This is a genomic window from Frigoribacterium sp. VKM Ac-1396, assembly GCF_015350895.1.
In the GTDB taxonomy this organism is placed as follows: domain Bacteria; phylum Actinomycetota; class Actinomycetes; order Actinomycetales; family Microbacteriaceae; genus Frigoribacterium.
Genome location: NZ_JADKSD010000002.1, coordinates 262,940 through 284,950, shown reverse-complemented (window position 1 = coordinate 284,950; position 22,011 = coordinate 262,940). Strand labels below are relative to the sequence as shown.

Here is a 22,011-nt window from a genome sequence, read left to right as displayed (position 1 = left end):
TCAGCCGTCGCCGCGGCCGTACTCGCGGTACCCCGCGCCCCACGCGCCCGCCACCATGCCGGCGCCGCGGGCCATCGTGCGGATGCCGCGGGCGCGCTGGCCGAGGGCCCGTCGACCGAGCGGTCGGGTGATCGTGCCGACCGCGTAGCGGCCCAGCCCGCCGACGACGCGCACGCCGCCCTTCGCCGAGAGCCGGAGGCGCGTGGCCACTCGCGAGGCCCCTCGCGCGGACAGCATGACCGAGGTCAGGCTCCAGCCGTTGCCGCTGCTGTAGGCCCGCTGCACCACCCAGCGCCGCGTGACGCGGGCAGCCGGGACGACGTCGGTGACGACGGCCTCGGCACACCAGAGGATCGTGCCGCCACCCGAGACGAGGCTGCGGGTGAAGAGGGTGTCCTCGCCGCCGAGCTGCCCGAGCGCCACGTCGAAGGCGAGCCCCTGGCGGCGCACCGCGGCCAGGTCGAGCAGCAGGTTGTTGGTGGCGGCGACGTCGACGGGCGTGCCGGTGGCCAGCCGACGCCGGACGAAGAAGCGCCCCTCGACGATGAACGGCTCGGGCTCGACCTCGTACTCGCTGCGCACGGGGCCGACGACGGCTGCGGCGCCGGTCTCGGCCTGCAGCGTGAGCAGGGCCGCGAGCCACGGCTCAGACGGCCGCTCGTCGTCGTCGATGAAGACCAGCAGGTCGCTCTCGCCGCTCTCGGCCAGGGCCCGGTTGCGGGCCGAGGCGATGCCGGGCGTGGCCTCGACGACGTACCGCACCGCCACGGGGTCGACGGCACCGGGCACGTCGCCGGGGTCGGCCGCCGCGAGCGCCGCCGCCTCGACGCGCTCGCGGCCCGACCCGCTCGCGTCGTTGTCGACCACGAGCACGCGGGCCTCGACGCCGAGCGCGCGCACGCCGCGCGCCTGCTCGACGAGCAGCGGCAGCACCGCGTCGAGGTCGCGGGGCCGGCGGAAGGTCAGCACGGCGATCGTCAGGAGGCGCGGTGCGGTCGGGTCGGTCGTCACGGCCCCCAGCATGTCAGGTCGGTGACCGGCGCCGGGTCGCACACCGCGCCTCCGTCGGGTGGACGGGGGACGAGCCGTGGGTGAGTCGCTCGCGGGACTGTCGGTGGTCGTCGTCAACTACGGCTCGACCGAGCTGCTGCGGCAGAACCTCGCCCCCGTCTCATGGGCGGTCGACGGCCTCGTCGTGGTCGTCGTCGACAACTGGTCGGGGGCGGGCGAACGTGCCCGGGTGAGCGAGCTGGTGGCCGACGAGGGCTGGCTGCTCGTGGCTCCCGACGACAACGAGGGGTTCGGCACCGGCGTCAACCTCGGCGTCGCCCGGGCCCGCGAGGCCGGGGCGCGCCACCACGTGCTGCTCAACCCGGACGCGGTGGCCGACGCGACCTCGCTCGCGGCGCTGCACCGCGCCTCCTCGTCCGAGCCCCTGACCATGAGCGCGCCGAGGGTGCTGCGCCCCGACGGCAGCCTCTGGTCGGCCGGCAGCGACCTGTACCTCGACGACGGACGCATCCGGTCGCGCCGTCGACGCGAGCCCGGCGCGCGCGTCGAGGAGTGGCTGAGCGGCGCCTGCCTCGTGCTGAGCGACGAGCTGTGGCAGCGCTGCGGCGGCTTCGACGACGACTACTTCCTGTACTGGGAGGACGTCGACCTGTCTCGCCGCGTCGTCGGCGCAGGAGGCGCGCTGCGGCTTCTCGACGACGTCACCGTCGTCCACGCCGAGGGGGGCACGCAGACCGCCGGCGGGGCCGACCGGTCGGGGCAGGCGAAGTCGGCGGGGTACTACCGCTACAACATCCGCAACCGGCTGCTCTTCGCCGCGAAGCACCTCGGCGACGACGACCTGCGGCGGTGGCGGCGACTGACCCCGCGCATCGCGTGGGAGGTGCTGCTGCAGGGCGGTCGGAGACAGTTCGTGCGATCGCCGGGGACGCTGCTCGTCGGCCTGCGCGCCGTGCTCGAGGGGCGCCGCATCGTCGCGGCCGAGCTGCGCCGGCGTGCCGCGGGAGCTCGTTGACAAATTTATCAAGGGCAGACCCGAGGGATCGTCCGCTGGGGTACGTGGGGGCGGTGCGGCGCGGCCGGAGCGTCTACCGTGCACGCCGGGCGGAGTTCCTCGACCCCGGCAGGGTGCGCCGCAGGACGCTCGTGAGCGGGCTCGCCGCCACGACCCTCGGGGCCTTCCTCGTCGTCGCCGACGCGGCCTGGGGCCTCTTCGACGGGACGCCCGAGCGCGACGTCGTGGCGATCGTGCTCTTCGCGGCTGCCCTGGGCTGCCTGGTCGCGACGCTCTGCCCGGTGGTCGACCGCTCGGCCGCGCCCCCACCCGGGGTCCCGCTCGGGGACTGGCGCCGCAGCGAACGCATCGAGCGGCAGTTCACCGCGCGCCCGCCAAAAATCGAGCCCGAGGACCGCGACGAGGTCGTCGCGGCAGCGGGACGGCTGATCGGCACGTCCGTGGCCGTCGTGAGCCGGTCGGTCTGGCTGCCCGCAGCCTGGCTCCTCGCCTGGGCCGCGATCGTCGTCTCGGGGCTGCCGTCCGATGGCCAGCTGACGCTGCTCGTGCTGCCGGCGCTCCTGGGCCTCCTCCAGGCGGCGACGTGCCTGGGCGCCGTGACTGCCCTGGCTCGGGCCGACGCCGCACGACACCGCGCGCTGGCGCTGCCACCGGCCCCGCCGCGACCCGCCCGTTCGGCCCCGCCGCGCGACGGACGCGTCGGCTCGCAGTTGGCCCTGCCCGACGAGTGACGGACTGAGGCCGGACGACGACGAAGGAGGCGCACCCACGAGAGCGCGCCGGCACCGGACGCCTCGCCCGGGCCGCGATCACCCCGCGGCGTCAGGCGACGACGCCGTCGGCCCGGCGACCTTGCGGTCGTCGCGGTCGTCGCGGTCGTCATGGTCGTCGCCCGACGGGGGCACGACGCGGAAGCGCTCGAGGACGACCACGGTCGAGTCGTCGACGACGAAGTCCTCGCCGAGCTCGGCCCGCATCTCGGGCGAGGTCCAGAAGCGGACGTGCCCCGCTCGCCAGTCGTCCACCGACTCGTAGCCCTCCCCCTCGGCGAGTGCGTGTGCGAGGGGCACGTCGCTCAGGGCGACCGACTCGACGCCGGTGGTCTCCAGCACCGACCGCCGCCGCCCCTCCGAGTCCACCATCACCCCTCGCTGACCGTCGCGGGGCAGCGGCTCACCGGCCAGCTCGTACTCGCGCAGCAGCGAGCTGGTCGCCGTCTTGGCACCCGCCTCGACGGCCGCGACGATGCGGTCGCGCAGCGGGCCGGGGAACGCGAACTCGACGAGCGGCAGGTCTTCGGTCATGCCGAGAGCCAAGCAGACGGACGGTGGCCCGTCGACCGGCCGTGCCGGTGCGCCGACGACTCAGAGAGCCAGCCACTCCTCCGACACGTCGGCCTCCTCGTACTCCCACCGGCCGGACGCCGCGCCGGCGCGCAGCATCTCCTTGACGGCGGGGACGTCGGACTCCGGGCCGAGGTCGAACGACAGCAACCGGAACCGCGGAAAACCCTCACCCGTCACACCGAGAGGCGCGAACTCCGCCAGGATGCCCTCGAGCGAGTCGTCTCGATCACTCGTGATGATCCTGACGGTCATGCGTCCCCCGCGCCAGACGACCCGGGTCACCCAGAGCACGCCGTCGGAGTCCGCCGAGGCTGCGACCTCGTCGCCGTTCGACATCTCGAAGGCGAAGAACGGCGTGTTCTCGAGGCGGTAGTCGCCGGTCGTCAACGGCAGCGCCCAGAGGCCCTCGGACTCGGTGCCCGGCCACCCGCGCTCTTGGTCGAGCAGGACGCGGACCTTCAGGTGCTCGGCACCCTCGACGACCTCGGACTCCTCGGTCCGGACGGATCCGCCGTCGACACCCGGCACCGCTGCCTCCCTGCGCGTGAAGGGCCACAACCGGGCCAGGCCCCTCGGCACCCCTGAGCTCATGCCGACGCGCCGACGAACTCCGCCAGCGACGCCGCCAGGTGCCGCGTCGTCAGGCGCTCCTCGACGAGGGCCCGCCCCGCCGCGCCGAACGCGCGCGCCTCGGCCTCGTCGCCGAGCAGTCGCAGCACGTGCCCGGCGAGCGCCGACGGGTTTCCCACCGGTGCGAGCAGTCCTGTGCGCTCGTGCACGACGTAGTCCTCGATGCCCGGGGTGCCCGTCATCACGACGGGCCGCCCCGTGGCCATCGCCTCGAGGCTGACCGTCATGCCCGACGCGTGCAGGTTGTCGCGCGTCGCCACGGCCACGACCGACGCCCGCGCGTACAGCTCGGCCAACTCGCGGTGCGACACGTGGGGCACCACGGTCACGCCCTCCGGGGGCTCTGCGTCGCTCGTCGTCTGCACGATCAACTCGACGTCCGGACGCTCGGCGTGCACCTGCCGCAACGCCGCGAAGAGCGTCTCCGGGTCGCGGTCGCGATCGCCGCCGATGCTCAGCACCAGGGGGCGCTCGGGCCACGGTCGCGCCGCGAAGAACTGCTCGTCGACCCCGAAGGTGAAGAACCCGACCGGCGGACCGTCCTCACCGACGAACCGTCGCAACGGCTCGACCTGGCCCCGACTGATCACCCAGAGCCCGCTCATCCGGCGCAGCACGTCGCGCATGCGTCCGACGTCCTGCCCGCGGTCGACCCGGTCGGTCACCCAGATCACGCCGGTGTACATCCGCTCGTGCGGCCGCGTCAGCAGCATCCGCCGTGCCACGTTCTCGTCCCAGGTCACCCCGACGTCGCCGGACGGCACCCCGGACGAGGAGGCGCGGCGCGGCACCACGCGGTCGCGCAGCACCTGCAGGCGGCCGGGTTCGGCCACCGAGCCGATGCGCGCCTCCTGGTCCGTGTCGCGCAGCGCCTCGAGGCCGTACGGCCAGAGGCCGGGGCGCCGTCCGGCCGCGTGGTCGGCGGCCCAGCCGGCCACGTCGCGTTCGTGGGCGAACAGGACCTCGATCACCGCGCCTCCTTCTCGTCGTCGTCGTCGGCACGGTGGCCGTCACCGGCACGGTCATCGGCACCGGCCCGCTCGTCGGCGGCTCGCTCGGCCACCGCCCGCTCGGCGATCGCCTGGTCGGTCGCGGTCTCGTCTCCGCGCTGCTCGTCGACGTCGAGGCCGGCGGTCGCCGTCGTCCCGTCGCCGTCGCCGTCGGCCGGCTGGTCGACCGCGGCACTCGAGGCCGCCTCGGCCCGGCGGCGTCCGAGGTCGCGCGACACGTACCAGAGGTTCGGCACGAGCTGGCAGACGGCCACCGAGATCGCCGACCCCAGCACCGGGCCCGCCGCGCCGACGAGGCCGATGAACCACCACGAGAGCCCGAGGTTGAGCGGCACCATCAGCACGATGGGCAGCACCTGGAAGACCAGTCCGGTCTTGTCGGTCATGTACATGCCGACCGGGTACTTCGCCGCCTGCAGGCCGACGAACACGACGAAGCCGACGAGCATCCAGCCGTCGAGCGTGATCGCACCGCCCGACACGAAGCGGGCCAGGAACGGGCTGAGCACGGCGAGCGCCGTGCCGAGCACGAGGCCGCCGAGCAAGAACCAGAGCGTCGGCACGGTCGGCGACTCGACCCGCCCGGCGGAGCGTGCCGCCGCGTAGACCGGCCAGAGGGCGATGCCCGCGGCGGCCACGGTCTGCAGCACGATGCCGAAGAGCTGCGAGGCGAGGTTGTACTGGGCGAGCTCGTCCGGCCCGGCCAGGTGGCTGAGCAGCAGGCGGCCGGTCTGCATCGCGACCGGCAGGGCGATCATCTGCACGAGCATCGGCCAGGCGAGGCCGAGTGCCGGCACCCCGCGGTAGCTGCGGACGCGCGGCACGAGCTTCACGGCCGAGCCGATCTGTGGCGACAGGGCCCGCGCGGCCACGATCAGGCAGATCACCGAGACGAGGCTGTTCGCGACGTACGAGATGACGGCGAGGTAGCTGCCGACCGGCACGCTGAACATGACGGCCGAGCCGATCGCGAGCAGCATGAACGGGGCCACGACCGCCTGGCTGGCGACCTGCGTGCTCGTCTTCTTGAGCCCCACGAGGATGCGCTGGCCCACCGTCAGCGGGATCACCAGGCCGAACACCGCGAGGCAGAGCCCGGCAGCGAGCGAGCCACCGTCGGGCAGCAACCCCTCGCCGAGCAGCACGGGCCACCAGCCGGCGAGGGTGATGAGCAGGGCGACCGCGACCATGATGCCGCCCGACACGAGCAGCACCCGGAACGCGGTGACGATCGACCGCTTGACGAAGTCGTCGGTGCGGACCGACGACGACCCGGCCACGGCGTTGATCACGATCGCGGCGATGCCCAGGTCGGCGAACGGCAGCAGGGTCGGGAAGGTCGAGAGCAGGCCGTACTGGGCGTAGGCGTCGGTGCCGAAGTTCTGGATGATCATGCGGCTGGTGATGATGCCGAGCACGCCCGACAGACCCATCACGATCACCTTCACGGCGGCGGTCGAGCCGACGGCGGCCATCGCACCGCCCCGCTTCGGTCGTCCCGCCGAGCCCGTGGCCGCGCGGGTCACGAGCGCGTTCCGTCGTGCGCACTGCCCGCGGCGGTGCTGGTGCCGTCGGTGCTGGTGCCGGCGGTGCTGGTGCCGTCGACGCTGCCGTCGACGGCGGGTGCGCCGTCACGCCCGAACAACCGGTCGTCCGCCGCGAGCCGACCGTCACGGGTCGGCAGGTCGGCCAGCACGTCGTGGGCCGACCGGGCGGCGTCGAGCGCCTCGACGATCGCGGCGGCGAGCACCTCGGGCGACGCGGCGTCGGCGGTGACGACGTGCCCGTGGTCGGTCAGCCAGTCGGCGAGTCCCGTCTCGGTCGTCGTCACGACGGTGCAGCCGTGCGAGAGCCCCTCGACGATCGGCAACCCCACCTGCTCGCGCCAGGTCGGGCTGGGTTGCGACCAGAGCACGAGCACGCGCGAGTCGTCGAGCACCGAGTGGATGCGCGGGCGCGGCGGGTCGACCTCGAGGGTGACCGAGGGCTGCGCGACCGACAGTGCCCGCGCCTCCTGCTCGAGGGCGCCCTTGCCGAGCAGGGCGAGCGTCGCCTCGGGGCGGGCCGCGACGACGAGCGGCCAGGCCGCCGCGAGCACGCGCAGGCCCTTGCGCTCGACGAACGAGCCGACGAAGGTGACCGCCGGCGGACGGACGCCGCCGCCGCGGGCCTCGGGGTGCCGGGTCGGCAGCGCGGGCACGGTGGTCACGGTGGCGCGCGCCGCGGGATCACCGAGGAGGCGCGCGTACGTCTCACGCGCGGCGTCCGTCCCGTGGACCACCCGGTCGAGTCGACGCCAGACCGCTCGCGCGAGCACGCGTTCGCCGCGCCTCCGGAGCCGGGTGCGCAGCCGGGGCGCGGTCGCCGCGGCGAACGGGTCGGCGTTGCCGATCAGGTAGCTCACGACCGTGGTCGATCGCCCGGTGAGGCGGCGCCGCACGGCGAGCGCGCCCAGCACGAGCGCCGTGGCGGGCAGGCTCGAGGTCATCAGGGGCTCGTTGACCTCGAGGGTCTCGACGCCGGAGCGGGCCACGAGCCAGGCCGCACGCACCGGGCCGGCCGGCACGAGGTCGAGCCCCTCGGCGAGCGAGGCGTCGAAGTCGTAGCGCGTCACCCGGTAGACGATGCTCGCCGGGGCGAGTTCGTGGGCCCGTTCGAGGTGGGCCGTCCGCAGCGACTCGTACAACCGGACGGCCGGGAGGCGCGGGGCGGCCCCACGGGACGACCGAGACGAGGTCACGGTGCGTCGATGCCCCGACGGACGGTCCGACCGGAGGTCACGGCCTTGGCCGAGGTGCCGCTCGAGCGCGGTCCGCCGGAGCGCTGACCGCCCTCGGTGAGGCCGTCGAGGATGACGCCGATGACGGGCACCTGGACGCCACCGAGCGCCCGGACCGCCTGGACGAGCTGGCCCCGGGACGAGTGCCCCACCGTGGCGACGAGCACGACGCCGTCGGTCAGGCGTCCGAGCTCGAGGGCGTCGGACGAGGTGAGCACGCCGGGGGCGTCGACCACGACGACGTCGTAGCGTTCGCGCGCCGCCTCGACGAACAGCGCCATCGACTTCGAGCTGAGCAGCGGACTCGGGTTCGGGGGCACCTCGCCCGTGGCGATGACGTCGACGCGGTCGCGCCACGGGGTCACGGCGTCGTCGAACTCGACCCGCCCCACGACGACGTCGGTCAGGCCGACCTCGTCCGACACGGCCGCGAGGTCGGCGAGCCCGCCACCCCGCAGGTCGGCGTCGACGACGAGGACGGACTGCCCGCGCTCGGCGTAGGCGAGGGCGAGGTCGAGGGTCACGGCCGCGCGGCTCTCGCGGTCGTCCGCACTGACCGACGACACCGCGATCGTGCGGGCGACCGAGTCGACGTCCGAGAACTGCAGCTGCGCCCGGATGCGCCGGAAGTCGTCCGCCGCGGCACCCTGGGGCTCGTCGGCGAACGCGAGGCTGCCCCGGCGGCGGCGGCCCACGGTGCCGAGCACCGGGGCGAGGCGCAGCTCGTCGACGTCGGCCGTGCTCCGGAGGCGCGTGTCGACGACCGAACGGACGAGGGCGAGGACGACGCCGAGCGCGAGGCCGATCGCCAGACCGGTGAGCGTGATGAGCCGGCGGTTCGGGCCGACCGGCTGGTTCGGCGGGGTGGCCTCGGCGATGGGGGCGACGCTGAGGGTCGACAGGCCCGCCGCGCTCTCGGGCGACAGCGACCGGGCCTCGGCGCTCAGCGACCGGGTCACGGCGTTGGCGATGTCGGCCGCGCGCTGACGGTCGCCGTCGACGACCGCGACGTCGATGATGACGGTGTTGAGCGGGTTCTCGGCGGTGATCTGACGGGCGAGCTGCACCGGGGTCACGTCGAGGCCGAGGTCCGAGATCACGGGCTCGAGGACGATCGTCGCGGTGGCCAGGCGGGTGTAGCTCTGCACGAGGTTCTGGGTGTACGACGATCCCTGCAGCAGTTCGTTCGGGTCGGAGCCCTCGGCCGCCGACACGAAGACGCTGCTCGTCGCGCGGAAGCTGTCGGGTCGGGTCTGGGCGAAGCCGTAACCGGCCGCGCCGCCGAGCAGCGCGAGGACGAGGATGACGGGCCAGCTCTTCACGAGCGCGCGCCAGTAGTGCTGAGGATCCAACTGACACTCCCGGGTTAAGTGGCTGAACCTGGCGAGCATACCCGCAGCGCGCGAGGGCCCATGACCCCCGGGCGGGGGTGCCCGGGCCCGGTCGCACGCACGATCACCCGTTCTCACCCGCTCTCGCCCGTCGTCGTCGCGACGGGTGCGCACCCGGTCGGCGCCCGCTGGCGCAGGGGCTCACCCGGTCGGCAGCGAGACTCCGGCCCAGCGAGGACCGTGCGGGGTGATCGTGACGCGGCGCGGCTCGTCCGGCGGATCGCCGGGATCGCCCGGATCGCCCGGATCGCCTGGATCGCCCGGGGTGCCGTCCGCCCGGGCACCCGTCGGGCGGTCGATGACGACGTCGAGCCACGAGTCGGACACCCCGTCGAGCAGGCCGGCACCCCACTCGACGACGACGATCGAGCCGTCGTAGTCGAGGTCGAGGTCGTCGAGTTCGGCCTCGGTCGACAGCCGGTACGCGTCGACGTGAACGAGCGGGGTGCCCGACGCCGTCGGGTGCGTCCGGGCCAGGACGAACGTCGGGCTCGCCACCTGACCACGCACCTCGAGTCCGGCGCCGAGCCCCCGGGTCAGGGTCGTCTTGCCGGCACCCAGCGGGCCGGTCAGCACCAGCAGGTCGCCCGCCCGCAGCACGGCCGAGAGCTCGCGACCCAGCGCCTCCATGGCGTCGGCGTCGACGACGGTCGACTCGACCGGGTCGCCCGCCTCGACCGGGTCGCCGGGACCGCGGGCTCCGCCCGGGGTGGTCACGGCCGCCCGCCGAGGTAGACCCGCGGCACGCGTGCACCGACGCGGCAGGCGACCTCCTCGGGGATGGTGCCGGTCGCGTCGGCCCACTCGCCGATGGTCATCTCGCCGCGGTCACCCGGGCCGAACAGCACGGCCTCGTCGCCCACCTCGACCGGGTCGTCGCCCATGTCGACCAAGAACTGGTCCATCGCGACCCGACCCACGATCGGGCGGGGTGCGCCGGCCACGACGACGTGGACGGCGCCTTGGGCCCGTCGGCTCACGCCGTCGGCGTACCCCAGGGGCACGAGGGCCACCGTCGTGTCGGTCGGCGCGCGGAAGGTGTGGTCGTACGACACCCCGGTGCCGGCGGCGATGCGCTTGACCTTCACGACCGAGGCCGAGAGCGTCAGCACCGGCCGCAGCCCGCGGTCGGCGGCGGTGACGCCCTCGGTGACGGGGATGCCCAGGCCGTTCGACCCCATGCGGACCATGTCGAAGCGCCTCTCGGGGTGCTCGAGCGCGGCCGAGCTCGACGACATGTGGCGCTTCTCGACGGTCGCACCGAGCGCCTCGGCGTCGGCCACGGCGCGCTCGAACACCCGCGCGGCGGCCTGGTCGTCGGCCTCGCTGGTCTCGCTGACGTGAGAGAAGATGCCTCGCAGCCGCACGACGCCCTCGTCGCGCAGGGCGACCGCCCGGCCGACGAAGGCCGGCCAGTCCGAGGGCAGGCAGCCCTCGCGGTGCAGTCCGGTGTCGATGGTCAGGTGCACGAGGGCGACGCCGCCACGAGCCCGCGCGGCGTCCGCCACGGCCTCGAGTTGGTCGAGCGTCGAGACGCCGAGGTCGACGGACAGGTCGACGGCGGCCTCGAGGTCGTCGGACGGGCTGAGCTGCCAGGCGAAGAACGACGCCTCGCCGCCGATGCCCAGACGTCGCAACCGGAGGGCCGGCGCCAGCTCGACCGTGCCGAACCAGCGGATGCCCGCGGCCACGGCCTCGGGCACGAGCACGTCGGCGCCGTGCGAGTAGGCGTCGGCCTTCACGATGGCCAGGATCTCGACCGGGTCGAGGCGGGCGATCAGCGACTCGAGGTTGGCCCGGTACGCGGCCAGGTCGACGGTCGCCCGGCGCAGCGGCGTCGCGGCGGTCATGCGGTGTACCTCCGGTCCAGGCCGGCGGCGAGGCAGGCGACGACCTCGTAGGTGATGCCGTCGATCGCCTCGGCCCAGTCGGCCGCGGATCGGCGCCCGAGCGCCGGGTCGCCGAACAGGACGACCTCGTCACCGACCTCGACCGGGTCGTCGCCCACGTCGATCACGAGGGCGTTCATGGCGATCCGACCGCGGACCCGGTAGGTGCGCCGACCGATCGTGACGGATGCCCGCTCGCTCGCGGCCCGGTCGACGCCGTCCGCGTACCCGACCGGGACGATCGCGATCGACGTGTCGCGTTCGGGTCGGAAGAGGTAGCCGTACGAGACGCCCTCGCCCGCCGGGATGCGCTTGACGGTAGTCACGGGTGCGGTGAGGGTCATGGCCGGACGGAGGCCGAGGTCGGCCGAGGTGCGGTCGGGATGGGGGCTCAGGCCGTAGCTCGCCAGGCCGAAGCGCACCATGGTCGCCCGTGCGCCCGCGTAGTCCAGGGCGGCCGCCGAGGCGGCGAGGTGCAGCAGCGGTGGCCGCACGCCCCGCTCGTCGAGCAGCTGCGTCGCCCGGGCGAAGCGGGCCATCTGCAGGCCGTCCTCTTCGGCCGAGGCGTTCGACACGTGGCTCATCAGCCCCTCGACGGGCACGGTGGCGGAGTGCCCGGCGGCCCGGTCGAACAGCTCGGGCCACTCGGACTCGACGGCCCCGTTGCGGCTGAGCCCCGTGTCGATCGCGAGGTGCACGGCGCGGACGCCGACCGCCACGGCCGCCTCGAGCTGGTCGACGCTCGACACCGCCGGGGTGATGCCGAGCGCCGCGGCCTCGACGAAGTCCTCGCCGGGTGCGTGCAGCCAGGCGAGCACCGGGGCCTCGACGCCGGCCCGGCGCAGGGCCACCGCCTCGGCCAGGTCGGCCACGCCGAGCCAGTCGACGCCCGCCTCGACGAAGACGCGCGCGCACTCGACGGCTCCGTGCCCGTAGGCGTTCGCCTTGACCACCGCCATGACGGCCGCGGGCGCGACGGTCTCGCGCAGCACCCGGACGTTGTGCCGCAGGGCCGTGGTGTCGACGGTGATGGTGACGTCGTGCGTCATCGTCCTGCCCCTTCGTCGTGCGGCCCGCCGGGGTGGGCGGGCCCGAGGTCGGCGCCCTCGGCGACCACGTACGCCACGGCGACCCCGCCGTCGTGGCTCAGCGAGAGATGGAGGCGCGAGACGCCCCGCGAGTCGGCCAGCGCCCGTGCGCCCCCGCTCAGCACCAGCGACGGGGCGCCCGCGTCGTCCGACACGACGACGACGTCGTGCCAACTGACCCCGGTGGACCCGCCCAGGGACTTGATCAGCGCCTCCTTCGCGGCGAACCGCGCCGCCAGCGAGTGACGGCCCCGCGGGCTGCCGTCGTGCAGCACGAGCTCACCCTCGCGGAACAACCGGGCGGAGAGCGCCGGCGTGCGCTCGAGCGTGCGGTCGAAGCGCTCGAGGTCGACCACGTCGACCCCGATCCCGACGATCACGTCGTCACCCGCTCGCTGCGCTGTCGCGGTTGCACGGGCCGCTACTCGACGGTGACCGACTTGGCCAGGTTGCGCGGCTGGTCGACGTCGAGGCCCTTGGCCGCGGCGAGCTCCATGCCGAAGACGTGCAGGGGCACGACCGACAACAACGACTCGAACAGGGGCGCGGCCAGGGGGATGTGCAGCACCTCGTCGGCGAACGGCAGCACGGCTGCGTCGCCTTCTTCGGCGATCGCGATGACGCGGGCACCCCGCGCGCGGATCTCTTGGATGTTCGAGACCACCTTCGGGTGCAGCGAGCGGGGGTCGCGAGGGCTCGGGACGATGACGAAGACGATCTGGCCGGGCTCGATCAGGGCGATCGGCCCGTGCTTCAGCTCGCCCGCGGCGAAGCCCTCGGCGTGGATGTACGCGAGCTCCTTCAGCTTGAGGGCGCCCTCGAGGGCGATCGGGTAGCCGACGTGACGACCCAGGAACAGCACCGAGCGGGTGTCGGCCATCCAGCCGGCGAGGGTCTTGATGCGCTCGGACGACTCGAGCACGCGCTCGATCTTGCCCGGGATCTCGACCAGGTCGGCGACCTGCTCGGCCACGGCCTCGGGGCTCAGGGTGCCCCGCAGGGTCGCCAGGTGCAGCCCCAGCAGGAACAGCGCGGTGCCCTGCGCGACGAAGGCCTTGGTGGACGCGACGGCGACCTCGGGCCCGGCGTGGGTGTAGAGCACGGCGTCGGACTCGCGCGGGATCGTCGACCCCTGGGTGTTGCAGATCGAGAGCACCTGGGCGCCTCGCTCGCGGGCGTACTTGACCGCCATCAAGGTGTCCATCGTCTCGCCCGACTGGCTGATCGACACCACGAGGGTCTTCTCGTCGAGCACGGGGTCGCGGTAGCGGAACTCGTGGGCCAGCTCGACCTCGACGGGGACCCGGGCCCACTGCTCGATGGCGTACTTGCCGAGGATGCCGGCGTAGGCGGCGGTGCCGCAGGCGATGACGATCACGCGGTCGACGGTCGTCAGCCGGTCGCGGACGCCGTCGAGCTCGGGCAGCGTGACGGCACCGTCGGCGACGCGACCGAGCAGGGTCTTGGCGACCGCCTCGGGCTCCTCGCTGATCTCTTTCGCCATGAAGCTCGACCAGCCGCCCTTCTCGGCGGCCGACGCGTCCCAGTCGACCTCGAACTCGGTGGTCTCGACCGGAGCACCCGAGAAGTCGACGACCTCGACCGAGTCGGGCCGGATCGTCACGAGCTGGTCCTGACCGATCGACATGGCGCGGCGGGTGTGCGCCACGAAGGCCGCCACGTCGCTGCCGAGGAAGTTCTCGCCGTCGCCGAGGCCGATCACCAGCGGCGAGTTGCGTCGCGCGCCGACGACGACGCCGGGCCGGTCGGCGTGGACGACGAGCAGCGTGAAGGCGCCGTCGAGCGTGTTGACGACCGTGCGCAGGGCCTCGGTGAGGTCGCCCGTCGCACGGTAGGCCCGGGCCACCAGGTGCGCGGCGACCTCGGAGTCGGTCTCGCTGTGGAACTCGACGCCCTCGGCGAGCAGCTCGGCCTTGAGCTCGGAGAAGTTCTCGATGATGCCGTTGTGGATCAGCGCCAGCTTGCCGCCGTCGGCCAGGTGCGGGTGCGCGTTGGCGTCCGTCGGGCCGCCGTGGGTCGCCCACCGGGTGTGCCCGATGCCGGTCGTGCCGTCGGTCAGCGGCGTGGCCTCGAGGTCGTCGACGAGCATCTGCAGCTTGCCCGCCTTCTTGCGGGTGCCGAGGTCGCCCGCGGCGTCGATGACCGCGACCCCGGCCGAGTCGTAGCCGCGGTACTCGAGACGGGTGAGACCGCCCAGCAGCACCTCGATGCTCTTGTCGCCCGATCCGACGTATCCCACGATTCCACACATGGGCTCGATCTTAGAGGCTGTCGTCCGTGAGCCCGGCGGGCCGTGCCGAGGCCGCGCGACCGCGTGACGCACCGTCGTGCCCACCGTCGTGCCCACCGTGCGGCCGCCGAGCCGGTAGCCTCGTGCGCATGGCCGAAGCCACCCCGACGACCGCGCCCTCCACCGTGCACGCGAGCCCGTTCGTCGAGATCGGGCGAGACGCCTGGGCCGATCTCGCGCCCACCACCCGCCTGCCGCTGACCGAGACCGAGATCGTCCAGCTGCGCGGGCTCGGCGACCGACTCGACATGCGCGAGGTGCAAGACGTCTACGTCCCGCTCAGCCGCCTGCTCAACCTCTACGCCGCCGGTGCGCGCAACCTGCACCGGGCGACCAGCGACTTCCTCGGCGAACGGGCGCAGCGCACGCCGTTCGTGATCGGCGTCGCCGGGTCGGTGGCGGTCGGCAAGTCCACCGTCGCGCGCCTCCTCCGTGAGCTGCTGAGCCGCTGGGACGACACCCCGCGGGTCGAGCTGGTGACCACCGACGGGTTCCTCTACCCCAACGCCGAGCTCGAGCGTCGGGGCATCATGAGCCGCAAGGGGTTTCCCGAGTCGTACGACCGCCGGCACCTGCTGCGCTTCGTGTCGCAGGTCAAGAGCGGGGCCGAAGAGGTGCGCGCGCCCTTCTACTCGCACACGAGCTACGACATCATGCCGAGTGCCGAGGTCGTGGTCCGCCGGCCCGACATCCTCATCGTCGAGGGGCTGAACGTGCTGCAGCCCGCGGTGGCCGGTCGGCTCGCGCTCAGCGATCTGTTCGACTTCACCGTCTACGTCGACGCCCGCACCTCCGACATCGAGAACTGGTTCGTCGAGCGGTTCCTGGCACTGCAGAAGGGCGCCTTCACGCAAGAGCGCTCGTTCTTCCACCGCTTCGCCGACATGGACGAACCCGAGGCCCGGTCGTTCGCCTCGGGCATCTGGAAGTCGGTCAACGAGCCCAACCTCGTCGAGAACGTCCTGCCCACGCGGTCGCGCGCCACGCTCGTGCTGCGCAAGGCCGCCGACCACAAGGTCAGCTCGGTCCTGCTGCGCAAGATCTGACCCGGCGCCTCCGGCCGGGGCCAGGAGGCGCGGGTCAGGAGGCGCGGGTCAGGTGAGGAGGCGCGGGTCGGGTCAGGAGGCGCGGGTCACGTCGCCCCGCGCCGCGCCCCGTCGGCCGTGCGGCCCAGGGCCCCCACGCTCCGGGGCTCAGAGCGCGAGTCGCTCGCGGACGACGTCGGCCAGCGCGTGCGCCACGCGGTCGGCGGTCGCCTGGTCGGCGGCCTCGACCATGACGCGGACGACGGGCTCGGTGCCCGAGGGGCGCAGCAGCACGCGGCCCGAGTCGCCGAGTTCGGCCTCGAAGCGCCGGACGGCCTCGGCCACGCCCTCGTCGGAGGAGGCGCGTGACCGGTCGACGTCGCGCACGTTGATCATGATCTGCGGGAACACCGTCATGACCGAGGCGAGCTCGGCCAGGCTCTTGCCGGTCGCGGCCATGCGGGCGACGAGCGAGAGCCCGGTGAGGATTCCGTCGCCGGTCGTGGCGTGGTCGGCGAAGACGATGTGGCCGGACTGTTCGCCCCCCAGGGTGAAGCCGTGCTCGTTCATGTCCTCGAGCACGTAGCGGTCGCCGACCTTGGTCTGGCGGACGGTGATGCCGTGCTCGGCCATCGCCCGGATGAGGCCGAGGTTGCTCATGACGGTGGCCACGAGCGTGTCGTCGACGAGCGCACCGCGCTCTTTCTGGGCCACCGCGAGGATCGCCATGATCTGGTCGCCGTCGACCACGGCTCCGGTGGCGTCGACGGCGAGGCAGCGGTCGGCGTCGCCGTCGTGTGCGATGCCGACGTCGGCTCCGTGCTCGAGCACGGCCTCCGCCAGGTTGTCGAGGTGCGTCGACCCCACGCCGTCGTTGATGTTCACGCCGTCGGGGTCGGCACCGATCAGGGTGACGGTGGCGCCGGCGTCGGTGAACACCTCGGGCGAGACGGCCGCGGCCGCGCCGTGCGCGCAGTCGAGCACGACGTGGATGCCGTCGAGCCGGTTGGGCAGGGCGCCGAGCAGGTGCAGGACGTAGCGGTCCTCGGCGTCGGCGAACCGACGGATGCGCCCGACGTCGCCACCGATGGGCATGAGCTGCGGGTCGGCCATGGCCGCCTCGATGCGGTCCTCGACCTCGTCGGGCAGCTTCGTCCCGCCGAAGGCGAAGAACTTGATGCCGTTGTCGGGGGCCGGGTTGTGCGAGGCGCTGATCATCACGCCGAAGTCGGCACCGATGTCGTCGACCAAGAAGGCCGCGGCGGGCGTCGGGATGACCCCGGCGTCGAGCACGTCGACGCCCGAGCTGGCCAACCCGGCACACACGGCCGCGGTGAGGAACTCGCCCGAGATGCGGGGGTCGCGCGCGACGACGGCGACGGGTCGCCGCCCTTCGGCACGGCGGGCATCGGCGTGATGCCCCTTCGTGAGCACCACCGCGCTCGCCTGGGAGAGCCCCAGGGCGAGCGCGGCGGTCAACTCACGGTTGGCGAGGCCTCTGACACCGTCGGTACCGAACAAACGCGTCATCGCGAGACCTGCCTCGTGTGTGGTGCTGGTTAGCGCTTCGAGAACTGCGACGCCTTGCGGGCCTTCTTGAGACCGGCCTTCTTGCGCTCGATGACGCGGGCGTCGCGGGTGAGGAAGCCGGCCTTCTTGAGCGTGGCGCGGTTGTTCTCGCGGTCGATCTCGTTCAGCGCACGGGCGATGGCGAGGCGGAGCGCACCGGCCTGGCCCGAGGGGCCACCACCGGTGACCTTGACGGCCACGTCGTACGAGCCGAGCAGGTCGAGGACCTTGAACGGGTCGTTGATGAGCTGCTGGTGCAGCTTGTTGGGGAAGTAGTCCTCGAGGGTGCGACCGTTGACGACGATCGTGCCGGAGCCGGGCGTGAGACGCGCGCGAGCGATGGCCTCTTTGCGACGGCCGACGGCGGAGCCGCCGACGCTCAGCACGGGGCGGGGCGTCGCGGCGGCCTCGGGGGCCGAGCTCTCGGTGGTGAAGCTCTCGGGAGCCTGGTCGATGGAATCTGCGATCTGAGCCACTGTGTGGGGGTCCTTAAGTCTGAAGGCGGACGCTACTGGGCGACCTGGTCGAGGGTGTAAACCGTGGGCTGCTGAGCAGCGTGGGGGTGCTCGGCACCCGCGTACACCTTCAGCTTCTTGATCTGGGCACGGCCCAGCGAGTTCTTCGGCAGCATGCCCCGGATGGCCTTCTCGACCGCACGGGTGGGGTGCTTCTCGACCATCTCGGAGTACGTGGTGGCCGTGATGCCGCCCGGGTAGCCCGAGTGACGGTAGTAGAGCTTCTCGGCCAGCTTGGAGCCGGTGAGGGCCACCTTGTCGGCGTTGATGACGATGACGAAGTCGCCCATGTCCATGTGGGGGGCGAAGGTCGGCTTGTGCTTGCCGCGCAGCAGGGCTGCCACGTGGCTCGCGAGGCGGCCGAGCACGACGTCGTCGGCGTCGATGATCAGCCAGTTCGGCTGGACGTCAGCCGGCTTGGGGGAGAAAGTGCGCGTCACAGTAGTGCTGCTTCCTGGTCGAGGTGAGAGGTTCGTGAATCCCGCTCCGTTGCCGTTGTCACCGCAGAGGCGATGAGAACGAGTCAGGTGGAGGGCTCAACTTCGGGCGAAAGCGCGCAGTTGCGCAGACACCAAGGGTCCACGTTACCCGACACGAGCGAGACGGTCAACCGACGCTCGGCCCGCCACCGGGCGGCGAGGTCACTCCCCCAGCTGGTCGTGCGACCGCTTCACCTGCGTCAGGGCGACGCGCGCGGCCATCTCGTCGTCGGGCGGGTAGCCGACCTCGACCATCGTGAGGCCGTGGGCGGGCACCACCCTGAACTCGCCGTTGCGCTGGGCCTCGCGGCGCACGCCCACGGCGCGGTGCGCCTCCATGGCTCCCTCGCCGACGGCGACGCAGGCGCCGACGAGGTTGCGCACGAGGTTGTGGCAGAAGGCGTCGGCCTGCACCGACGCCACGAGCACGCCGTCGGCCTCGCGCCGCCACGAGAAGTGCTGCAGCTCGCGGATCGTCGTCGCGTACTCGCGGTGGCGGCAGTAGGCGGCCCAGTCGTGCAGGCCGACGAGGCCGGCGGCCGTGGCGTTCATCAGGTCGAGGTCGAGACGCTGGTCGTACCAGAGGGTGTGGCCGCGTCGGGTCGGGTCGCGTTCGGTGCCACGGTCGGCGATGCGGTACTCGTAGCGGCGCCAGAGGGCACCGAACCGGGCGTGGAAACCAGGAGGCGCGACCCGTGCACCCGAGATCACGATCTCGTCGGTCGCGCCCGCGAGCCCGTTGAGCCGCCGGGCGAGCACGGTCGGGGCGTCGAGGGGCGACTGGTCGCGCATGCCGCGGTGCGGCTTCTGCAGCTGGGCGATCTGGGCGTCGGTCAGGTCGAGGTGCACCACCTGGCCCCGCGCGTGCACCCCGGCGTCGGTGCGGCCGGCCACGGTGACGGTCGGCACGTCGCCGAGGCGGCGGAACAGCGTCTGCAGGGCGGCCTCGATCTCGCCCTGCACGGTGCGGCGGCCGGGCTGCTCGCTCCAGCCCGAGAAGTCGGTGCCGTCGTACGCGACCCCGAGCCGGAGGCGCGTCAGGGCCGGGTCGTCGATCGTCACCCGACGATCCTAGGGGGCCGACGCCGCGCCTCCTCGGCGCCCGTGGCGCAGACGACGACGGCGGTCGCGACACGGTCACCCGTGCCACGACCGCCGTCGGTCGCGTCGTGCTACCCCACGCGGGAGGCGCGGCGGCGGACCACGAGGACCGTGCCACCCATCGCCATCAGCACGAGGGCGAGTGCCAGCCAGCCGGCGACCGGCGCCGAACCCGTGAAGGCCAGCGAGCCGTCCGCGGTCGGTGCCGTGGCGCCCGGCGAGACCTCACCGGGGGCACCCGGCACGGTCGGGTCGGCGTCGTCACCGGGCGTCGTGCCCGGGTCCGTCACCGGCGGCACGGGCTCGGTCACCGGCGGCACCGGGTCGACCTCGTCGGCGAGCAGCGACACCCCGACCACGACCGGGTCGTGGTCGCTCGAGCGGAACTGGTCGGGCTGGTAGAGCTGCTCGACGTTGTAGTTGAAGCGGCTGTACTCGAGGCCGACCGACTCGCCCGCGTTGATGTTCCAGATGTCCACGCCCGTGACCGCCTCGGCGGCGGCCGGCGAGGCGAGCACGTGGTCGAGCGACCCGCTGAGGCCGCTGAACACGTAGCTGTACTCGTCGGTCTCGCTCGAGCCGAGGTCGACGTAGCCCGCGGCCCGCAGCACCTCGATCGGGTCCTCCTGGCTGTAGGCGTTGAAGTCGCCGAGCAGGAACACCTTGTCGGTGCCCACGGCGGCCTCGCGCTCGGCCGCGAACGCGACCAGGGCGTTCGCCTGGTTCACGCGCGAGGCGTTCGACCCACCCTGACCGTCGCCGAGGTCGGCGTCCGGGCCCGAACCGCTGCCCTTCGACTTGAAGTGGTTCGCGATCGCGAGGATCGTCGACCCGGCGTCTCCCCCGACGGGCCGGAAGGCCTGGGCGAGCGGCTGACGTGCGTTGCTGAAGGCGGCCGAACCGGTGAGGATCGTCGACCCGCCGACGGGCTCGACGACCGCCTTCTTGTAGATGAAGGCGAGACGGATGACGTCCTCGTTGGCGGGCAGCGCCTCCGGGGAGCGTGCGTAGTCCCAGACCTGGGACCCCGCTGCGGCGTTCAGCGCACCGACCAGGGTCGCGAGCGCGGAGTCGCGGTCCTCGCCGAAGCGGGCCGAGTTCTCGATCTCCTCGAGCGAGACGACGTCGGCACCCAGGGCGTTGATCGCGGTGACGATCTTGACCTGCTGGCGCTCGAGGCTGGCGGCGTTCGCCGCACCGCGGGCGTCGCAGCCGCCGTCGACGGTCACGGGCACGCCCGCGCGGTCGGTGTAGTAGGTGCACCCTTCGAGCGAGTCGCCCGTCGTCGTGAAGTAGTTCAGCACGTTGAAGCTGGCGAGCCGCACGTCACCGCCCACCTCGAGCGGGGCGTCGGTGCGGACGTCCTCGAACGTGACCGGCAGGTCGCCGTACGCCGTGTCGCCCGTGATGCGCACGGTCGGCTGGTACTTCCAGGCCGAGTTGCGGTAGTCGAAGACGACCGGCTCGGTGAAGGCGACCGAGGCACCCACGGTGACGGGGTCCTCGTTCGAGAGGTAGGGCACGGGGATCGACTGGTTCGCGGCGGTGAAGAAGTTCGTCGTCGCCCCGTCGTCGAGGGTGACGGCGCGGGCCGCGTTGTCGGCCACGACCGCGGCGAACTCGACGCTGCCCGGACGGGCGACCTCGGTCGGCTGGATGAGCGGCCGGTCGCCCGAGGCGAGCTTGACCTCGCCGTACTGGTTCGTCGTGTAGGTGTCCGCGACGGTGAACCCGCCCTGCGGCAGCACGAGCATGCTCTCGAGCGTCTCGCGCTGGGCGTCCGTGGCCGGCAGGCCGACGGTCGCCGCCTGCGGTGCCACGACGCCCGTCGCGTCGAGCGCCCGGAGCGACGACGCCCCGGTCACCGTGATCTGGGTCAGTCCGAAGAACTCGGTGACGGTGCCGTCCACCTCGACGTAGTCGCCGACGGCGACCGAGGAGGCGGTGCTCGCGGAGTACACGAACAGCGCGTCCGACGCGAGGTGCGTCGACAGGTCGAGCGCGCCTCCGGTGCCCGGCGTCTGGATGACGTAGCCGTTCAGGCCACCCGTGGGGTAGGTCGCCGTGACGACGCCGCGCGTGGTGACCGTGCGGCCGACCAGCGGGCTCGTGTCGGTGACGCCCTGGATCTGGGCGACGGTGACGTCGGCCTCGGGCGTCGGCTCGGGCTGCGGCTCGGGGTCGGGCCCGGGCTCGGTGCCCGTGCCGCCCGAGTTCTGCGGCGTGACGGTGGTCTGCGTCGAGAAGTCGGCCGAGTTCACGTCGGTGTCCGCACCGCCCGCGCGAGCGAGCGAGTTGGGGACGCCGTTGGCACCCGTCACCGGCGCGACCGTCGTCTCGAAGGTGTTCGAGGCGCCGTAGCCCAGCAGGTCGACGACGCCGGCGGTGCCGGCCGTGACCGACCCGGGAGCGAGCGTGAGCGGCTCGGCCTGGTCCGACAGCACGACCGTGCCGGTCGTGCCGCTCGGGTTGAGCGACGCGGTCGCGTCGGGCGTCGGCAGTTCGGCACCCGTGGCCCCGTTGCCCGGGATCGCCACCAGGAAGTGCCCCTCGGCGGGGACGGTGCCGGCGAGGGCCGAGGCCGAGAAGGCGCCGGAGCCCGTCGCCGAGCGGTACTGCAGTGACCAGCCGGCGAGCGACACCGAAGCCGAGGTCGGGTTGTAGAGCTCGACGAACTTGCGGTTGAACGGCGCGTTCGCGCTGCCGCCCTTGAGGTACGCCTCGGCGATGACGACGCCGGAGCCGTCCGGAGCGGCGACGGCGGCGACCGGCACCAGGGGGCCGAGCAGCAGCGAGAGGCCGGCCACGAGGGCAGCGGTGCCCAGTGGGGTGTGTCGGGGTCGGGATGACAT

At 73.2% G+C, this 22,011-nt stretch carries 20 protein-coding genes; 3 read left to right on the top strand and 17 right to left on the bottom strand.

Features of this window, described 5'->3' with window-relative positions; translation table 11 throughout:
• Positions 1 to 1,011: a glycosyltransferase family 2 protein gene (locus ITJ55_RS08465; protein ID WP_370544083.1), complete on the bottom strand. Its 1,011-nt coding sequence runs from the start codon at positions 1,009 to 1,011 to the stop codon at positions 1 to 3.
• A gap of 76 nt (positions 1,012 to 1,087) precedes the next feature.
• On the opposite strand from ITJ55_RS08465, the gene ITJ55_RS08460 reads away from it, so the two are divergent.
• Together ITJ55_RS08460 and ITJ55_RS08455 are read left to right on the top strand one after the other, a co-directional pair.
• Positions 1,088 to 2,026, top strand: coding sequence for a glycosyltransferase family 2 protein (locus ITJ55_RS08460; protein WP_194594994.1), 939 nt, complete (start codon positions 1,088 to 1,090; stop codon positions 2,024 to 2,026).
• Positions 2,027 to 2,157: 131 nt separating this feature from the next.
• Positions 2,158 to 2,757, top strand: a complete 600-nt coding sequence (locus ITJ55_RS08455; protein ID WP_194594993.1) for a hypothetical protein — start codon at positions 2,158 to 2,160, stop codon at positions 2,755 to 2,757.
• A gap of 78 nt (positions 2,758 to 2,835) precedes the next feature.
• On the opposite strand, the gene ITJ55_RS08450 is transcribed toward ITJ55_RS08455, so the two are convergent.
• From ITJ55_RS08450 to glmS, 11 genes are all read right to left on the bottom strand, one after another.
• Positions 2,836 to 3,330: an ASCH domain-containing protein gene (locus ITJ55_RS08450; RefSeq protein ID WP_194594992.1), complete on the bottom strand. Its 495-nt coding sequence runs from the start codon at positions 3,328 to 3,330 to the stop codon at positions 2,836 to 2,838.
• Positions 3,331 to 3,390: 60 nt separating this feature from the next.
• Positions 3,391 to 3,900 carry a DUF4265 domain-containing protein gene (locus tag ITJ55_RS08445; protein WP_194594991.1) on the bottom strand — a complete coding sequence of 170 codons (510 nt, stop codon included), beginning with the start codon at positions 3,898 to 3,900 and terminating at the stop codon, positions 3,391 to 3,393.
• 59 nt (positions 3,901 to 3,959) lie between these two features.
• Complete coding sequence (locus ITJ55_RS16515; protein WP_194594990.1) at positions 3,960 to 4,973, bottom strand: glycosyltransferase family 4 protein; 1,014 nt, start codon at positions 4,971 to 4,973, stop codon at positions 3,960 to 3,962.
• Positions 4,970 to 6,538, bottom strand: a complete 1,569-nt coding sequence (locus tag ITJ55_RS08435) for a lipopolysaccharide biosynthesis protein (protein WP_370544082.1) — start codon at positions 6,536 to 6,538, stop codon at positions 4,970 to 4,972. The genes ITJ55_RS16515 and ITJ55_RS08435 overlap by 4 nt, the downstream gene beginning before the upstream one ends.
• On the bottom strand, positions 6,535 to 7,752 hold the full coding sequence (locus ITJ55_RS08430) for a glycosyltransferase family 4 protein (RefSeq protein WP_194594989.1): 1,218 nt from the start codon (positions 7,750 to 7,752) through the stop codon (positions 6,535 to 6,537). The genes ITJ55_RS08435 and ITJ55_RS08430 overlap by 4 nt, the downstream gene beginning before the upstream one ends.
• Positions 7,749 to 9,143 (bottom strand): polysaccharide biosynthesis tyrosine autokinase, encoded by a 1,395-nt coding sequence (locus ITJ55_RS08425; RefSeq protein WP_194594988.1) that lies wholly within the window; start codon positions 9,141 to 9,143, stop codon positions 7,749 to 7,751. The genes ITJ55_RS08430 and ITJ55_RS08425 overlap by 4 nt, the downstream gene beginning before the upstream one ends.
• A 180-nt stretch (positions 9,144 to 9,323) precedes the next feature.
• Positions 9,324 to 9,812, bottom strand: coding sequence for a tRNA (adenosine(37)-N6)-threonylcarbamoyltransferase complex ATPase subunit type 1 TsaE (gene tsaE / locus ITJ55_RS08420; RefSeq protein WP_194595581.1), 489 nt, complete (start codon positions 9,810 to 9,812; stop codon positions 9,324 to 9,326).
• Between the two features lie 83 nt (positions 9,813 to 9,895).
• Positions 9,896 to 11,032: an alanine racemase gene (gene alr / locus ITJ55_RS08415; RefSeq protein WP_228498085.1), complete on the bottom strand. Its 1,137-nt coding sequence runs from the start codon at positions 11,030 to 11,032 to the stop codon at positions 9,896 to 9,898.
• Positions 11,029 to 12,120 carry an alanine racemase gene (alr, locus tag ITJ55_RS08410; RefSeq protein WP_194594987.1) on the bottom strand — a complete coding sequence of 364 codons (1,092 nt, stop codon included), beginning with the start codon at positions 12,118 to 12,120 and terminating at the stop codon, positions 11,029 to 11,031. Before alr (ITJ55_RS08410) ends, alr (ITJ55_RS08415) begins: the two co-directional genes overlap by 4 nt.
• Positions 12,117 to 12,539: a holo-ACP synthase gene (locus ITJ55_RS08405; protein WP_194594986.1), complete on the bottom strand. Its 423-nt coding sequence runs from the start codon at positions 12,537 to 12,539 to the stop codon at positions 12,117 to 12,119. Before ITJ55_RS08405 ends, alr (ITJ55_RS08410) begins: the two co-directional genes overlap by 4 nt.
• Before the next feature lie 41 nt (positions 12,540 to 12,580).
• Complete coding sequence (glmS, locus tag ITJ55_RS08400) at positions 12,581 to 14,431, bottom strand: glutamine--fructose-6-phosphate transaminase (isomerizing) (protein WP_194594985.1); 1,851 nt, start codon at positions 14,429 to 14,431, stop codon at positions 12,581 to 12,583.
• Between the two features lie 128 nt (positions 14,432 to 14,559).
• Between glmS and coaA the strand changes: the two genes are divergently transcribed.
• Positions 14,560 to 15,516, top strand: a complete 957-nt coding sequence (coaA, locus tag ITJ55_RS08395) for a type I pantothenate kinase (protein WP_194594984.1) — start codon at positions 14,560 to 14,562, stop codon at positions 15,514 to 15,516.
• Positions 15,517 to 15,663: 147 nt separating this feature from the next.
• On the opposite strand, the gene glmM is transcribed toward coaA, so the two are convergent.
• The 5 genes from glmM to ITJ55_RS08370 form a co-directional block, all read right to left on the bottom strand.
• Positions 15,664 to 17,025 (bottom strand): phosphoglucosamine mutase, encoded by a 1,362-nt coding sequence (glmM, locus tag ITJ55_RS08390; RefSeq protein WP_194594983.1) that lies wholly within the window; start codon positions 17,023 to 17,025, stop codon positions 15,664 to 15,666.
• Positions 17,026 to 17,054: 29 nt separating this feature from the next.
• On the bottom strand, positions 17,055 to 17,540 hold the full coding sequence (rpsI, locus tag ITJ55_RS08385) for a 30S ribosomal protein S9 (protein WP_082059799.1): 486 nt from the start codon (positions 17,538 to 17,540) through the stop codon (positions 17,055 to 17,057).
• Between the two features lie 32 nt (positions 17,541 to 17,572).
• On the bottom strand, positions 17,573 to 18,019 hold the full coding sequence (gene rplM / locus ITJ55_RS08380; protein ID WP_056259687.1) for a 50S ribosomal protein L13: 447 nt from the start codon (positions 18,017 to 18,019) through the stop codon (positions 17,573 to 17,575).
• 201 nt (positions 18,020 to 18,220) lie between these two features.
• A complete protein-coding gene (locus ITJ55_RS08375) occupies positions 18,221 to 19,120 on the bottom strand; it encodes a tRNA pseudouridine(38-40) synthase TruA (protein ID WP_370544081.1) in 900 nt (299 codons plus the stop codon).
• Positions 19,121 to 19,230: 110 nt separating this feature from the next.
• Entirely contained in the window at positions 19,231 to 22,011 is a 2,781-nt protein-coding gene (locus ITJ55_RS08370) for an ExeM/NucH family extracellular endonuclease (RefSeq protein ID WP_194594982.1), read from the bottom strand.